Origin of the sequence: uncultured Thioclava sp., from assembly GCF_913064665.1 — a bacterium.
Classification (GTDB): domain Bacteria; phylum Pseudomonadota; class Alphaproteobacteria; order Rhodobacterales; family Rhodobacteraceae; genus Thioclava; species Thioclava arctica.
The window spans coordinates 1-14,283 of record NZ_CAJYBT010000009.1; the positions used below are offsets into that span (position 1 = coordinate 1).

General features: G+C 61.7%; 12 protein-coding genes. 2 read left to right on the forward strand and 10 right to left on the reverse strand.

The features are described from left to right. Window positions 1–571: 571 nt before the first annotated feature. The 10 genes from pssA to QZ571_RS05355 form a co-directional block, all read right to left on the reverse strand. Window positions 572–1,303, reverse strand: a complete 732-nt coding sequence (gene pssA, locus QZ571_RS05310; RefSeq protein WP_295532674.1) for a CDP-diacylglycerol--serine O-phosphatidyltransferase — start codon at window positions 1,301–1,303, stop codon at window positions 572–574. A gap of 23 nt (window positions 1,304–1,326) precedes the next feature. Continuing rightward, window positions 1,327–2,025 carry a phosphatidylserine decarboxylase gene (locus QZ571_RS05315; RefSeq protein WP_295532675.1) on the reverse strand — a complete coding sequence of 233 codons (699 nt, stop codon included), beginning with the start codon at window positions 2,023–2,025 and terminating at the stop codon, window positions 1,327–1,329. A gap of 615 nt (window positions 2,026–2,640) precedes the next feature. Continuing rightward, window positions 2,641–3,723: a phospho-N-acetylmuramoyl-pentapeptide-transferase gene (mraY, locus tag QZ571_RS05320; RefSeq protein WP_295532676.1), complete on the reverse strand. Its 1,083-nt coding sequence runs from the start codon at window positions 3,721–3,723 to the stop codon at window positions 2,641–2,643. Continuing rightward, the gene (murF, locus tag QZ571_RS05325) at window positions 3,723–5,171 is read right to left on the reverse strand and encodes a UDP-N-acetylmuramoyl-tripeptide--D-alanyl-D-alanine ligase (protein WP_295532677.1); all 1,449 of its coding nucleotides are present in this window, start codon (window positions 5,169–5,171) and stop codon (window positions 3,723–3,725) included. The genes mraY and murF overlap by 1 nt, the downstream gene beginning before the upstream one ends. Continuing rightward, window positions 5,171–6,652 carry a UDP-N-acetylmuramoyl-L-alanyl-D-glutamate--2,6-diaminopimelate ligase gene (locus QZ571_RS05330; protein ID WP_295532678.1) on the reverse strand — a complete coding sequence of 494 codons (1,482 nt, stop codon included), beginning with the start codon at window positions 6,650–6,652 and terminating at the stop codon, window positions 5,171–5,173. Before QZ571_RS05330 ends, murF begins: the two co-directional genes overlap by 1 nt. Window positions 6,653–6,760: 108 nt before the next feature. Continuing rightward, window positions 6,761–8,575, reverse strand: a complete 1,815-nt coding sequence (locus QZ571_RS05335) for a penicillin-binding protein 2 (protein ID WP_295532775.1) — start codon at window positions 8,573–8,575, stop codon at window positions 6,761–6,763. Beyond that, window positions 8,572–8,919, reverse strand: a complete 348-nt coding sequence (locus QZ571_RS05340; RefSeq protein ID WP_295532679.1) for a cell division protein FtsL — start codon at window positions 8,917–8,919, stop codon at window positions 8,572–8,574. Before QZ571_RS05340 ends, QZ571_RS05335 begins: the two co-directional genes overlap by 4 nt. Further along, window positions 8,916–9,926: a 16S rRNA (cytosine(1402)-N(4))-methyltransferase RsmH gene (gene rsmH / locus QZ571_RS05345; RefSeq protein WP_295532680.1), complete on the reverse strand. Its 1,011-nt coding sequence runs from the start codon at window positions 9,924–9,926 to the stop codon at window positions 8,916–8,918. Before rsmH ends, QZ571_RS05340 begins: the two co-directional genes overlap by 4 nt. Before the next feature lie 3 nt (window positions 9,927–9,929). Beyond that, window positions 9,930–10,415, reverse strand: coding sequence for a division/cell wall cluster transcriptional repressor MraZ (gene mraZ, locus QZ571_RS05350; RefSeq protein ID WP_295532681.1), 486 nt, complete (start codon window positions 10,413–10,415; stop codon window positions 9,930–9,932). A gap of 719 nt (window positions 10,416–11,134) precedes the next feature. After that, window positions 11,135–12,217 carry an Mrp/NBP35 family ATP-binding protein gene (locus QZ571_RS05355; RefSeq protein WP_295532682.1) on the reverse strand — a complete coding sequence of 361 codons (1,083 nt, stop codon included), beginning with the start codon at window positions 12,215–12,217 and terminating at the stop codon, window positions 11,135–11,137. A 395-nt stretch (window positions 12,218–12,612) separates the two neighbouring features. On the opposite strand from QZ571_RS05355, the gene QZ571_RS05360 reads away from it, so the two are divergent. Both QZ571_RS05360 and rlmJ read left to right on the forward strand, forming a co-directional pair. After that, window positions 12,613–12,765 (forward strand): DUF1127 domain-containing protein, encoded by a 153-nt coding sequence (locus QZ571_RS05360; RefSeq protein ID WP_295532776.1) that lies wholly within the window; start codon window positions 12,613–12,615, stop codon window positions 12,763–12,765. Between the two features lie 711 nt (window positions 12,766–13,476). After that, window positions 13,477–14,259, forward strand: a complete 783-nt coding sequence (gene rlmJ, locus QZ571_RS05365; RefSeq protein WP_295532683.1) for a 23S rRNA (adenine(2030)-N(6))-methyltransferase RlmJ — start codon at window positions 13,477–13,479, stop codon at window positions 14,257–14,259. Window positions 14,260–14,283: the final 24 nt, after the last annotated feature.

Sequence of the window (14,283 nt, forward strand, 5' to 3'; positions counted from 1 at the left end):
ACAAACAGTGAAGCTGACACTCATATCATCGGACCGAAATCCTAATGAGCCGATATGCTACGGTTAAACGTCGAAATCGACCAAACCGCCCACATATCTCTTCAGATAAATAGCAATGTCAAAGAGCGTGAGGCCAAAAAGAACCGGAAGCGCTTATCTCTAAGCGCAGCCCGCCCTTAAACCTCGAATTCCTAGTGCCATCCATTCCAGCCCTGCTGGTCTTTCCGGCGTCCCGTGCAGCGTTGTGTGCCGCTTCGGTGAGGGGACTTCTACGGTTAGTGCCCAAACTCCGCAACCACTTTTTTCACTTCGGGCGCATTTTTTTCTCACCCCCTTTATTTCATTGGTGAAAAATCAGGCGTCTAGCGCGAACACGCCGTCAGTGCAGCGCTGCGAAAAGCCGATCGGCGCCGCCTCCCCTAGGGGAAAGCGATTCATCTCGGGGTTTTAGGTGAGTCTTGGGGGCGTTTTGAGCGCGCAAACGGGCGATTCCAAAGCGACTCGCGCGTGCAAGGGACCTAATATCAGGGAAACGCCTTAGTCATGCCGCTCAAAGGCGAGTCGGCCCGGCTTAGCCGCGCAGAATCATTCCGCGCGCACGCCAGATCGCGGGCATCAACAGCGCCACATAGATTATGACGATAATCACCATCAGCAGCCAGATCTTGGTGAACACCATGCCCACCGCGATCACCGTGCCGATCAGGGCAAATCCGACAGCCCCCCGCGGGATGCGCAAGGCTTTGGGCGAGAACGTCTTGATCCGCGAGATCATCAGCGTGCCCACCAGCCCAAGCCAGATCGCCACCAGAGCCGGCACAGCGCGCGCGTCCCCGAGATCGGCGAAGGTGACAAACATCGGCAAAAGCGCAAGCCCCGCCCCCGCAGGCGCGGGCACCCCGGTGAAATGACGCATCGATTCGGGCTCGGCGCGCATCACATTGAACCGCGCAAGGCGCAAACAGGCGGCCCCGGCATAGATCAGCACGAAAATCCAACCAAACGCGTGGGTCTCTCCCAGCGCGAACCGATACACCAACAGACCGGGCGCGACGCCAAAGCACAGGAAGTCAGACAGGCTGTCGAGCTCCGCCCCAAAATCAGAGGTCGCGTGCAGACGGCGCGCAATCAGCCCGTCCAAGCCATCAATCAGCCCTGCGAGCAGGATCAGCACCACAGCGAATTCGAACCGGTCATCCATCGTAAAGCGGATCGCGGTCAGACCAAGGCCCATCCCCGCAATCGTGACCAGATTGGGCACAAGCTGCAAAAACGGCATCCGGTCTTTTTCATGCGGCTCCATTCTGCGCTCCCCTGCCCTGTTGCTTAGCGAACGCCGCCTTGGCGCTGCGGTTCCGTGCCGTCGAGATCGGCGATCACGGTTTCGCCTGCACACATCGTTTGACCAATGCACACCAGCGGCGTCACCCCTTCGGGCAGATAGATATCAAGACGCGAGCCAAAGCGGATCAGGCCAAAGCGCTCACCGCTCATCAGGCTCTGGCCCTCTTTGGACCAGCACAGGATGCGCCGCGCCACGAGTCCCGCTATCTGCACCACGCCATATTGCCGCCCATCGGGCAGCGTGACGGCCAGCCCGTTGCGCTCATTATCCGAGCTCGCCTTATCCAGCGCGGCATTGAAAAACTTGCCAGGGCGATAGGCGACTTTCGAAATCCGCCCTGCAGCGGGCAGCCGGTTCACATGGCAGTTGAACACCGACATGAACACCGAGATCCGCATCATCGGCTGATCGCCCAAACCCAGCTCGACCGGCGGCACGGCGGGTTCAAGCAGCGAGACAACCCCATCCGCAGGCGAGACCATCAGCCCCTCGCGCGTGGGTGTCACCCGATCCGGATCGCGGAAGAAATAGTAACACCACACCGTCAGTCCGACACCGATCCAGCCCAGCGGCTCCCACAACAGGAACAACACAAGGGTGATGCCCGCAAAGATGGCGACGAATTTGCGCCCCTCGGGATGCATCGGTTTCACAAAGGTGGAGAGCATAGAGACGGACATGGGGCCTCGCATAAGGTGTTTGCCCCCGTTGCTTAGCCTATGCGGTCGGGCTTGGAAATCCCGTGCATTCGGCTTTGACACATCACGACCGCGCGTGCGCTGCGCATCTGGTGCCCCGCGTTGCCGAAAAGTCGGCTATGTTTAGCACGTGCCGGGACACAGGATTGACCCCGGCACGGCCTGTTCAGGCGTCGGGATTGCCGTTGAGGGGCGACGACGCAGCGGGGGCGGGGGGCGCGGGCCCTCGCGCCCGCGCCACCAAAGCCGCCGACATTCATCATCGTGATGCGGTCGCATCTTTTCGGCCGGGCGCATCATCGCCTCAAGGGTCGCGGAAAACGTCCCTGGCTGCTCACAATGACTCTGGCGATGAAATCGCCACTCGGGATGATAGATTTGTTTCAATAGTGCCCCCTCGCCAGCGCGCCGTTGAGGGGGACGCTATTTGACCAAACTCACGCTAAAACTGCGTGCACAAACAGCTATAATTCGACGAAGACTGGGCAAAGCCGTGGCGTTGCAGACGAAACCAGTGACAAGACCAGCCTGATCTGTTGGCAACAGGGCGCGCGTGTCTTGAACGGGATGGGCCGCGCCAAAGGCGCACCCCTGCCTTTAGCGGATTTTCAGTGTCGCCAGTCCGATCAGCGCCAAGATCAGCGAAATGATCCAGAACCGAATGACGATCTGGGGCTCGGACCAGCCCTTTTTCTCAAAATGATGATGGATAGGGGCCATCAGAAAGACCCGTTTTCCGGTGCGTTTGAAATAAGCGACTTGAATGATCACCGACAGCGCCTCGACGACGAACAGCCCGCCCACGATGCCAAGGACGATCTCATGCTGGGTGCACACCGCGATCGCGCCCAAGGCACCGCCCAGCGCAAGGCTGCCCGTGTCGCCCATGAACACCGCCGCGGGGGGCGCGTTATACCACAAGAACCCAAGCCCGCCGCCCATCAGCGCCGCCGTGAAGATCGCCAATTCCCCCGTGCCGGGCACGAATTGCACGCCCAGATATTCGGTGAAATCGGTGCGCCCGACGACATAGGCAATCGCGCCCAGCGTGCCCGCAGCGATCATCACCGGCATGATCGCCAGCCCATCCAGACCATCCGTCAGGTTCACCGCATTGGCTGACCCGACAATCACGAACATCGCGAAGGGGATGTAGAAATACCCCAGATTGAGCACAACGCTTTTGAGGAAGGGCACCTCGACATGACCAGCCAGCTCTGCCGGGTGCAAATACCAGGTGGCCAGCGAGGCGATCAGGGCGAGCAGAAACCCAAGCCCAAGGCGAATCTTACCGCTGACACCTTTGGTGTTTTGCTTGGAGACCTTGGCGTAATCATCGGCAAAACCAATCGCCGCGTAACCATAGGTCACCAGCAGGACAACCCAGATATAGCCATTGCTCAGGCGCGCCCAAAGCAGGGTCGAGACCAACAGCGCCGACAGGATCAGGATACCGCCCATCGTGGGCGTGCCTGCCTTGGCAATATGCCCTTCGGGGCCGTCATCGCGAATGGGCTGGCCCTTGCCCTGACGCATCCGCAAGGTGCGGATCAGCCAAGGGCCAAAGATAAAGCCAAACAGCAATGCGGTGAAAAACGCCCCGCCCGCGCGGAAGGTGATATAACGAAACAGGTTAAACGCGCCGCCGCCATCGGACAGATCGGTGAGCCAGTAAAGCATTACTCTTTCCCCCTATGCGCATCGCGCGCGCCGGGCTGGCGCAGTTTCTTCAAAGCCTCGACCACAAGGCTCACCTTTGAGCCTTTGGACCCTTTCACCAACACCACATCGCCGGGATCGACAAGGTGGCGCGCGCGCGCAGCCAATGCTGCGGCGGTCTCAAAATACTCGCCCCGTTTGGCGCGCGGCAGCACATCGCGCAGCGCCGCCATGCGCGGCCCCGCCAGATGCACTACATCGACGCGCGCCATCGCAGGATGTTCCGCAAGGGCTGCGTGCATTGCCCGCTCGTCGGGGCCAAGTTCCAGCATATCGCCCAAGAACGCGATCCGGCGACCCTTGGCGGTGCGCCCGACCCCATCGCGCGGCGTGCTGCCAGCCAGCACCTCAAGGGCGGCCACCATCGAGGCCGGATTGGCGTTGAACGCGTCATCAAACAGATCAAAGCTTTCGCGCTCATCCACGATATCCATATAGATCCGCTGGCGTTGGCCCCGCCCCGCCGGGGGCTCCCAAGCGCCGAGATCCATCGCAGCGACCGTTGGGTCGCAGCCCGCGGCCTCGGCCAATGCCAAGACGCCAAGGGCGTTAGAGGCAAAATGCGTGCCCGGCGTCATCACCTTGAACAGCATCGGCTTGCCCGCGCGCTCGGCCTGCACCACCGTGGCATCGCCCGCGATATGGGCGCTGATCAGGTGATAATCAGAACCCGGCGCAGTGCCAAAGGTCACGATCGTTGCAGCCCCCGCTGCGCCTGCGCGCAAAATATCGCTGACCTCAAGCCCGGTGGGAATTACGGCAGTGCCGCCGGACTCCAGCCCCTCAAAGATCGAGGCCTTTTCGCGCGCAATCCCGGCCAGATCATCAAAGGCCTCAAGATGGGCGGGGGCGATGGTGGTGATCATCGCGGCATGCGGACGTGCCATTTTCGCCAGCGGCGCGATCTCGCCGGGGTTGGACATGCCGATCTCGATCACCGCGAAATCGGCGTCTTGCGGCAAGCGCGCCAGCGTGATCGGCACGCCCCAGTGATTGTTGAAACTCGCCTCGGCGGCGTGAACGGTGCCATGCGCCGACAGCACTGCGCGCAGCATTTCCTTGCTCGAGGTTTTGCCCACCGAGCCGGTCACCGCCAACACGCGCGCCCGCGCCCGCGCCCGGCCCGCGCGGCCCAGATCTTGCAGCGCGTCCAGCACATCGGGCACGACCAGCAACGCATCATCTTGCGAACAGCCCTCGGGGATACGCGAAACCAACGCCCCTGCCGCCCCCGCATCCAACGCCGCGCGCACAAAATCATGCCCATCGCGCGCGTCTTTCAACGCCACGAACAAATCGCCGGGGCGGATCGTGCGAGTGTCGATGGAAATGCCCGTGGCGGCAAAGCGTTGCGTGGCGCGCCCTCGGGTCGCCGCCGCCGCATCCTCAGAGGTCCAGAGCACCGACATCAGATTTTCCCATCCAGAGCAGCCACCGCAAGGCTCGCCTGTTCGACATCATCAAACGGGTAGACATCGCTGCCGATGACCTGCCCACTTTCATGACCCTTGCCCATCACAAGCAGCGCATCTCCGGGTTGCAGCGCATCGACGCCGCGCAAGATTGCCTCGGCGCGATCGCCCACTTCCATCGCCTCGGGCGCGCCCAGCATCACGGCGGCGCGGATCACGGCGGGGTCTTCCGAGCGCGGGTTGTCATCGGTCACGATCACCAGATCGGCATTCTTATGCGCCGCCTGCCCCATCAGCGGGCGCTTCGTAGCATCACGATCGCCCCCCGCCCCGACAATCGCAATCAGGCGGCCCATCACATGCGGGCGCAGCGCGGACAACGCGGTTTTCACCGCATCGGGCGTATGGGCATAATCGACGAAGACGGTGGCGCCGTTTTCGCGCGTCGCGGCCAGTTGCATACGCCCGCGCACGGTGGTCAGGCGCGGCAAGGTGGCGAACACCTCTTCGGCCTCGGCCCCGCACGCAATGGCAAGGGCGGCGGCGCTAAGCACGTTCATCGCCTGAAATCCGCCAATCAGCGGCAGGCGGGTCATCTGCGTCCAGCCCTGCCAGGCAAAGCGCACATCCTGCCCCGTCGCGTCATAGCGCTGCCCGAGAATCTGCATCTCGCAATCATCACCAGTGCCGATCCCGATCAGTTCCTGACCGCGCGCGACGATGTATTTCGCCAACTCGCGCCCCTTGGGATCGTCGAGATTGATCACCGCCGCGCCATCCTCGGGCAGAACGCGGGTGAACAGCCCGGCCTTGGCAGCGAAATAATCATCAAAACTGGCGTGATAATCGAGGTGATCTTGCGTGAAATTCGTGAACGCCGCCGCGGTCAGCGTTACCCCGTCAAGGCGGCGCTGCGCGAGACCATGCGAGGAGGCCTCCATCGCGGCATGGGTCACACCTGTTTCCGCCATATCGCTGAGCAATCGGTGCAGGGTGATGGGTTCAGGCGTGGTATGGGGCGAGGGCGCGGTATAGCTGCCCTCAACGCCCGTGGTGCCGATATTGGAGGCCTCAAGCCCCAGCTCTTGCCAGATCTGGCGGGTAAATGTGGCCACGCTGGTCTTGCCATTGGTGCCCGTCACCGCGACCACCGTCTCGGGCTGGCGGCCAAACCAAAGTGCCGCCGCAAAGGCCAACGCCTGACGCGGGTCTTCGGTCACGACAATGGCGACATCGGTGCCCGCAAGTGCGGCGCGCGCCACGCCTTCGCCGGCGCGATCGGTCAAGATAGCGCCCGCGCCCATGCGCAACGCGTAGGGCACAAATTCAGCGCCGTGCATATTGCTTCCGGGAAGGGCTGCGAACAGATGGCCGGGCTTGACCTGACGGCTATCCACCGACAGCCCCGACACCGGACGGTCCGGCCCGTTCAACGGCGTCAGCCCCAACTCGCTTAGCATCTTGGTGCCTGCGGCCATATCGTTTTATTCCTCACTCAGCCCGCAGTTCTTATCATGGCCCGGTCTGCCAAGGTCAAGGCGGCGGGACGCACTGGGCACGGCTCTGTGTGCGACCGTGTGCCCGGCTTAGTCGGCTTTCACCAGCGAGATCCCGTCCAGCACATCGGGGGTCGTCGGTTCCGGGCGCAACCCCATCAAGGGCGCGACGCGGCGGATCACCTCGGCGGCGACGGGCACAGCCGTCCAGCCTGCGGTGCGCCGCGGGGTCTTGCCCGAGGTGTCAGAGGGTTCGTCCAGCGTCAGCACCAGCACATATTTCGGGTTCGTGACCGGGAATACTCCGGCGAAGGTCGAGATCACCTTCTTGTCGTAATAGCCCCCTTGCGGGTCGGGCTTGTCGGCGGTGCCGGTCTTGGCGGCGACCTGATAGCCCGCGACATCGCCATAGCTGGCCGTGCCCCGAGTCACCACGGCGCGCATCATCGCCAACACCTTACGCGCCACGTCCGGCGCAACGACCTGCGCCCCCTCAGGAGCGCCGAATTGCTGTTTCACCTCTTTGCGCGGGCCGCCTTTCGCAATCAGCGTGGGCAGCACCCGCTTGCCGCCATTGGCAATCGTGGCATAGGCAGCGGCGAGATGCAGCGGGCTGTCGGACAGGCCGTGACCATAGCCGATCGTCATCGAAGACATCTCAGACCACTTACTCGGCACGATCGGACGCCCCGTGGGGGCCTCGATCAGCTCGACCGGGGTCGGCTCAAGCAGGCCCAGCTTGCCCAAAAACGCCTTTTGCGCTGCGGGGCCGATCTTTTGCACGATATGGGCGGTGCCGATATTGGACGATTCCACAAGGATATCGGTGACCGACAGTTGCTTGCCGTAATTGTGGAAGTCGTGGATCGTGAAGCCGCCAAAGCGGAACGGCTTGGTGTCGATCATCGTGTTTGGCGTTACCAGCCCTTCGCCCAAAGCCTGCGCCACAGCGAAGATCTTGAAGGTCGAGCCAAGTTCATACACGCCCTGCACAGCGCGATTGAACAACGGGCTGTCCGAAGGATCGCCCTTGAGCAGCGGCGCGGGACGATCATTGGGGTCGAAATCGGGCAGGCTCGTCATCGCGACGATCTCTCCGGTCTTGACCTTCATCAGCACGGCCGTCGCGCCCTTTGCATTCATCAGCTTCATGCCACCTGCCAGCACATCTTCCAGTGCGGTTTGCACCGTCAGGTCAATCGACAGGCGCAGCGGCTTGCCGCCATTGGCCGGGTCGCGCAGCCAGCTATCATAGTCTTTCTCAATCCCCGCGACGCCCAGAATCTCGGCCGAATTGACCCCCTGAGCGCCATAGCGCGCGCCGCCCAGAATATGGGCCGCCAAATGACCGTTGGGATAAAGGCGCATCTCGCGCGGGCCAAACAGCAGCCCCGGATCGCCGATGTCATGTACCGCTTGCATCTGCTCGGGCGAGATCTGCTTTTTGATCCAGACGAATTTGCGCCCGCCCGTGAAATCCTTGATCAACCGGTCGCGGTTGAGATCGGGGAAAATCTTGACCAGCTTGTCGATTGTGCCCATCGGATCAATCATCAGCGGCGGCTGGGCATAAAGCGCATGCGTCAGCAAGTTGGTCGCCAGAACGCGGCCCTTATCATCCACGATATTGGCGCGTTGGGCGGAGATCGCCACGCGCGGGCCATCGGTTTGGGGCTCTTCGGGGCGCGCGGCGGCAAACGACCCCATCCGCAGACCCACCGTCAGAAACGCCGCCAGAAACAGCACCGACATCACCAAAAGACGCCCCTCGGCGCGCTGGCGGGCATCATCGCGCGTGACCTCGCCGCGCAGACGGCGGTTTTCGCGCTCGATCGCATCGGTATTTTCGCCTTTGGCGCGCGCGTTCAGGATGCGAGCAAGAGGGCGAAGCGGCGTGCGCATCAGCGATCCTCCTGCGGGGCGCTGCTGACCTCGATCGGGGCCGAGATCGGCTCCATCTGCGGGGTCGGATAGGCGATTTCGGCAACGGTACCGAATTGCTCGGGCGTCATCGGCAGCAGTTTGAGCGCGGTGAAATTCAGATTAACAAGTTCGCGTAACCGCTTGGGGCGGTTCAAATAAGCCCATTCGGCATTGAGCACCGACAGCCCCTCGTTCAACGACGCAATTTCACGGTTGAGATCGCGCAGATTATCGACGCGATCCTGCGTGTCGTAATTGACGTGATAGGCCCAGAACGCAAGCGCCATGACCCCCAAAGCCGTAGCAAGATAAGCAAGATGTCTCAACGGCGGCGTCCTTTCTTCGATCCGACGACCAGCCCGGGCAGACCCAACTGGCTGCGGTCGGTGGCGATAGCGGGTGCATCGGTGCGCCGCGCCACGCGCAGCCGGGCCGAGCGCGCACGCGGGTTGATCGCCAGCTCCTCATCATCGGGACCATCGCCCTTGACGGTAATCTCGAATGCGGGAACGCGGGTGTCGCCCATCGGGGCATGGCGCGAGCCGCCACCCCCGGTCGAAGCGCGCGCCGCCATAAACCGTTTGACCACCCGATCTTCGAGCGAATGAAAGCTGACCACGGCGAGTTGCCCGCCGGGTTTGAGCGCACGTTCTGCGGCCTCCAGCCCCGCGATCAGCTGGCCAAATTCGTCATTCACCGCGATGCGGATCGCCTGAAAGCTGCGCGTGGCGGGGTGACTTTGGCCGGGCTTGGGGCGCGGCAGGCAAGATTCGATCACCTGCACAAGCTGCGCTGTGGTCTCAAACGGGGTGCCTTGGCGCGCGGCCACAATGGCCTTGGCGATGCGGCGCGAAGCGCGCTCTTCGCCATATTGGAACAGGATATCGGCCAGCTCGGCCTCATCCAGGCTATTGACCAGATCGGCGGCCGAGGGGCCCTCTTGCGACATCCGCATATCGAGCGGGCCGTTGCGCATGAAGGAAAACCCGCGCTCGGCCTGATCGAGCTGCATCGAGGAGACGCCCAGATCCAGAACGATCCCATCGAGCGGCACATCGCTATAGCGGTCCATGTCAGAAAATGTGCCCTCGACCAGCTCCAGCCGGTCGCCATATTCATCGCGCCAGCTTTGCGCCATCTTGAACACGGCGGGATCGCGATCAACGCCGATCACCTTATCCGCGCCTGCCTCAAGCAGACCGCGCGTGTAGCCCCCTGCCCCGAAAGTGCCATCCATCCAGGTTCCCGAGACCGGCGCAACCGCCTTGAGCAGCGCGCGCAACAGCACGGGAACATGGGGGGGCGCGGTTGGTTTGGCGTCCCGATCCGACATCGCTCACTCCGCGTATAGCAAGCTGAGGGGGTCGAAATCTTCACCCTGCTCTTCGACCCAAGTCTCGGTCTGTGCCGCGTCAACGGCGTCGAAGGTTTCGGGTTTCCAGATTTCAAAGGTCTCACCGACCCCGGTGAATTTCGCCTCGCCCTCCAGCGCAATCTTCGTGCGCAGCGCGGCGGGCAATACCAGGCGCCCATCCGGGTCAACCTCGGTCGGGTGCGATTTCGACAGCACGAGACGTTGCAGCATCACGCGGTTTTTCGACCCGCGCGGCATCGCGGCGATATCCGCGGCCAAAGTCTCAAAGGCTGTTTGGGTATAGACTTGCAGCATTTTCTGGCTGTCAGAGCCGAACACGATAACCATGCGCGGGCGGTCAACATTGGGGCGCTGGGGGTCGCCCTCTTCGAGCTCACGACGAAACAGGGCGGGAATCGACACGCGACCCTTGCTGTCCACCTTGAAGGTGTATTCGCCTATGAACATGCCCGCCAAACCGCGCGCTCCTTAACCTGTCCCTGACCCGAAGGCCCCGAATGGAAAACGGCGGACTGAGCTGCTGCCACTGCTCAATCCGCCGCCCTCGTCCCATCACTGGGTATGTCCGACTACACGCGCCACCTGGGGGGATGTCTGCTCGCCCGCGCGCCGGATCTCTTTGTTTTCGTGAAGCGAGAGCCTGTATGAAACCTGCATTTCGCCGTGAGGTCTTAGTGCCTCGTTTGTTTTCGCTTCCGATGAACAAGGGATGCCACGGGAATTCATGGCACGCAACAAAAAACTTGCTCTTTTTGACCTAGATGTTGCGGCGGAGTCGCCTTAAAAACAAAGCTTAGTAGGTGAATTCTACTAATTGTTGACGTCATGTCGACGAATGACACCACATATAGATATAAATTAGTTCCAAATTTTTTCCGATTTTTCCCCATAAAATCCCAGAATTCGCCCTGATACCCCCGGATCATCCCCTCAGAGCCAAATATCACACCCCATCACGCAACCGTGATTCGGCCATATTCAACGTGATTAGCGCGTGACTCCTCCGAATCTCGGCGCGAAATCCCGTCACGGACCGAAAACACCCCCGTGACTTCCCATATACTGTGCCATGAATTCCCATGTCTCACCCAAACGCCGCGTCAGATAGAAAAACGGCGCCCCAAAAGGACGCCGCTTTCCCTCTCTATAAGAGACCCTTTTCGCGGTCAGATCAGCCCTTGAGCGATCAAGCCCTGCGCCAATACAGCGTAACTCTGCGCAGCCGGCCCCTCCCCCGAAGCGATCGGCGTACCCGAATCTCCGGCCAATCGCACCTCAAGGTCGAGCGGCAACGCGCCAAGGAAGGGCAGATCCAGCCGCGCCGCCTCGGCAGCAACCCCACCATGGCCAAACAGATGCGCCTCATGCCCGCAATTGGGACAGATATAGGTAGACATGTTTTCGATCAGTCCGACGATGGGGGCCTTGAGGCGGCGGAACATGTCGATTGCCTTCTTGGCATCCAACAGCGCCACGTCCTGCGGGGTGGATACAATGATCGCACCGTCCAGCGTGGTTTTCTGACACAAGCTAAGCTGCACGTCCCCTGTCCCGGGCGGCAGGTCGATCAACAGCACGTCCAGCGGGCCGTATTCGTCCCATTTCACCTGAAACAGCATCTGTTGCAGCGCGCCCATCAACATCGGACCGCGCCAGATAACCGCCTCATCCTCTTTCAGCATCAAGCCGATCGACATCAAGGTGACGCCATGAGCCTGCAACGGCAGGATCGTCTGGCCATCGGGAGAGGCGGGGCGTTTCGTGGCGCCCATCATGCGTGGCTGTGAGGGGCCATAGATATCGGCATCCAGCAGCCCGACCTTCTTGCCCGCGCGTGCCAGCGCGACAGCAAGGTTTGAAGAGACGGTGGATTTCCCCACGCCCCCCTTGCCCGAGCCAATCGCGAGAATCGTTTTCACGCCGGGTACTTTTTGCGGCCCCGATTGCGGCTTGGCATGACCGCCAATCGCGGGGCCTTTTTGCTGTTGCGCCGTGTTACCAAGCCCGCGCGGCGGGCCTGCGGGCACAACGACCGTCACGCTAATAATACCGGGCAGCGCGCGCACAGCCGCCTCGAGCGCGGGACGCATCGCCTCCAGTTCGGGCTGCGCCGCCCCTTCCAGCACAAATCGCACCGTGCCGTCCTGCACCGCCAACGCGCGCACCAGATCGCGACTCACCACATCGCCACCGCCAGGCAAAGCCACCCCTTGCAGCGCCGACAGCACCTCTTCTTTGCCCAAAGCCATGCAAATTTCTCCTTGCTCATTTTCCGGGCGCAGATGTCTTGCTGGCCCGTTTCGCGCCGACTGTGGCGTTTTTGCCTCGGGGTTCAAGGGGCGAACCTATCTGAAAGGTCAGGAAACCCACCGCCAAAACTGAAGCTGCGCACATATCTTGCCGAAATGGCCCCAAAATGGGTCAGAATCGGTTATGCATTTTCTGCATAGCGGCATTGCCCACCTCCGCCATTGTGCAATCGCAGCATTCACCTCATCTTAAGGCCAACGCGATAGAAAACGCATCGTAACAGACACGGGCCTCAAGACGGAAAATCCGCACGGGCCCAGTAGGAAAGAGTGAGGCTAAAGCAATGGCACTCGTACAAGACATTCGTATCTCTGAACATGGCCTAAGCGGCGTCATGACCAAAATTTCCGAGGCGCTGGCACGTCGTAAAGTGTACCGCCAGACGTTGAGCGAACTGCGTTCGCTGAATGGGCGTGAGCTGGACGATCTGGGGCTGCATGCCTCGATGATCACCCGCGTGGCCTATGAGGCCGCATACGGCAAGTAATTGAATTCCTGAGCCTCTCCTCCTCCTCCCTGAGGCTCGGAAATCGGCGGCACCCTCTCTCCTCCTCCCTGAGGGTGTCGCCACAAAGATACCGGCCCGACTTGGCGCGATGCCTTGATGCCGGAACGAGCTGCTCGGTTCCCTCTCCTCCTCCCTGGGAATCGCGCTGAGAAGGCGGCGACCTCTCTCCTCCTCCCTGAGGTCGCCGCCTATTCTTCAGCGGGCAAACTGCGACAGGCTGTCGCATGCTGCAGCGCAGCACTTGAACACCGGAGCAAATGCTCCACTTTAATACGAAAGGCCCTCTCCTCCTCCCTGGGCCGATCGTTTCGGCGGCACCCTCTCTCCTCCTCCCTGAGGGTGTCGCCACAAGGAATACCGAGGGTCCTCTCCTCCTCCCTGGACCCGAGGCTGCGATGTCACTCCTCTCCTCCTCCCTGGAGTGGCGTCGATCATACCGAAGGGTCTCTCCTCCTCCCTGAGACCCGAGGTAGCTAAAGACGGCGGCACCCTCCTCCTCCCTGGGTGCCGCCGTTTTTTTGTGTCTGGAGCTGCGTTAGGGGTGCTGCCCCCGTCGCCGGATGGCGACATGTGCAAACAAAAGGGGGCGCTGCCCCCGGCCTGCGGCCTCCCCCGGAGTATTTCTTGCTAGATGAAGGGGGCTTGCGCGTGCCCGGCCGGGCGGGCAGGTAGTCTGCAAGGAGTTTGCCGATGCTGTCTTATCAACACGCCTATCACGCGGGAAATCTGGCCGATGTGCACAAGCATGCGCTATTAGCTTGCGCGCTTGACTATCTGACGCGCAAGGACAAGCCGCTGAGCTATATCGAGACCCATGCCGGGCGCGGGTTGTATGCGCTGGATGGGGCGGAAGCAGTGAAAACCGGCGAGGCGGCGGCGGGGATTGCGCGGATTGCCGATCTGGACTGGTTTGCGCCCGAGCACCCCTATGCGCGCGCGCTGGAAACGGTGCGCGCGGCGCATGGTGCACAGGCCTATCCCGGTTCGCCGCTGATCGCGCAAGCGCTGTTGCGGCGCAGCGATACGCTGCATCTGTGCGAATTGCATCCGCAGGAATATGAGGCCCTGCGCGAGGCGATCGGGCGCAGGCGCGCGATCTTGCATAAGGCGGATGGGTTGGAGATGGCGATTTCGCTGAGCCCACCAACGCCACGGCGCGGATTGATGCTGATTGATCCCTCTTATGAGGTGAAATCCGATTATGATGCGATCCCGCGTGTCATGGCGCAGGTCTCAAAAAAGTGGAACGTTGGGGTGATCGCGCTTTGGTATCCGCGTCTGGCCTCGGGAATGCAACGCGCGATGGTGGCAAATTTGGCCGCGAATTTCCCCGACGCGTTGAGCCATGAGGTCGATTTTCCACCCGCGCGGGACGGACATGGCATGATTGGCTCGGGGATGTTCGTGATCAATCCGCCTTGGGGGCTGGCGGATGAGGCCAAGCGGCTATCGACGCTGTTTGCCGCGCTCTAAAATGCCTATTCAGTCAGAGATTGG

Excerpts from the sequence above, each read along its gene's own strand:
- murF (WP_295532677.1), bottom strand. The coding sequence starts at position 5,171 with ATGTCGGTGCTCTGGACCTCTGAGGATGCGGCGGCGGCGACCCGAGGG.
- QZ571_RS05315 (WP_295532675.1), bottom strand. The coding sequence starts at position 2,025 with ATGTCCGTCTCTATGCTCTCCACCTTTGTGAAACCGATGCATCCCGAG.
- QZ571_RS05330 (WP_295532678.1), bottom strand. The coding sequence starts at position 6,652 with ATGGCCGCAGGCACCAAGATGCTAAGCGAGTTGGGGCTGACGCCGTTG.
- QZ571_RS05355 (WP_295532682.1), bottom strand. The coding sequence starts at position 12,217 with ATGGCTTTGGGCAAAGAAGAGGTGCTGTCGGCGCTGCAAGGGGTGGCT.
- QZ571_RS05360 (WP_295532776.1), top strand. The coding sequence starts at position 12,613 with ATGACCAAAATTTCCGAGGCGCTGGCACGTCGTAAAGTGTACCGCCAG.
- mraZ (WP_295532681.1), bottom strand. The coding sequence starts at position 10,415 with ATGTTCATAGGCGAATACACCTTCAAGGTGGACAGCAAGGGTCGCGTG.
- pssA (WP_295532674.1), bottom strand. The coding sequence starts at position 1,303 with ATGGAGCCGCATGAAAAAGACCGGATGCCGTTTTTGCAGCTTGTGCCC.
- rlmJ (WP_295532683.1), top strand. The coding sequence starts at position 13,477 with ATGCTGTCTTATCAACACGCCTATCACGCGGGAAATCTGGCCGATGTG.
- rsmH (WP_295532680.1), bottom strand. The coding sequence starts at position 9,926 with ATGTCGGATCGGGACGCCAAACCAACCGCGCCCCCCCATGTTCCCGTG.
- mraY (WP_295532676.1), bottom strand. The coding sequence starts at position 3,723 with ATGCTTTACTGGCTCACCGATCTGTCCGATGGCGGCGGCGCGTTTAAC.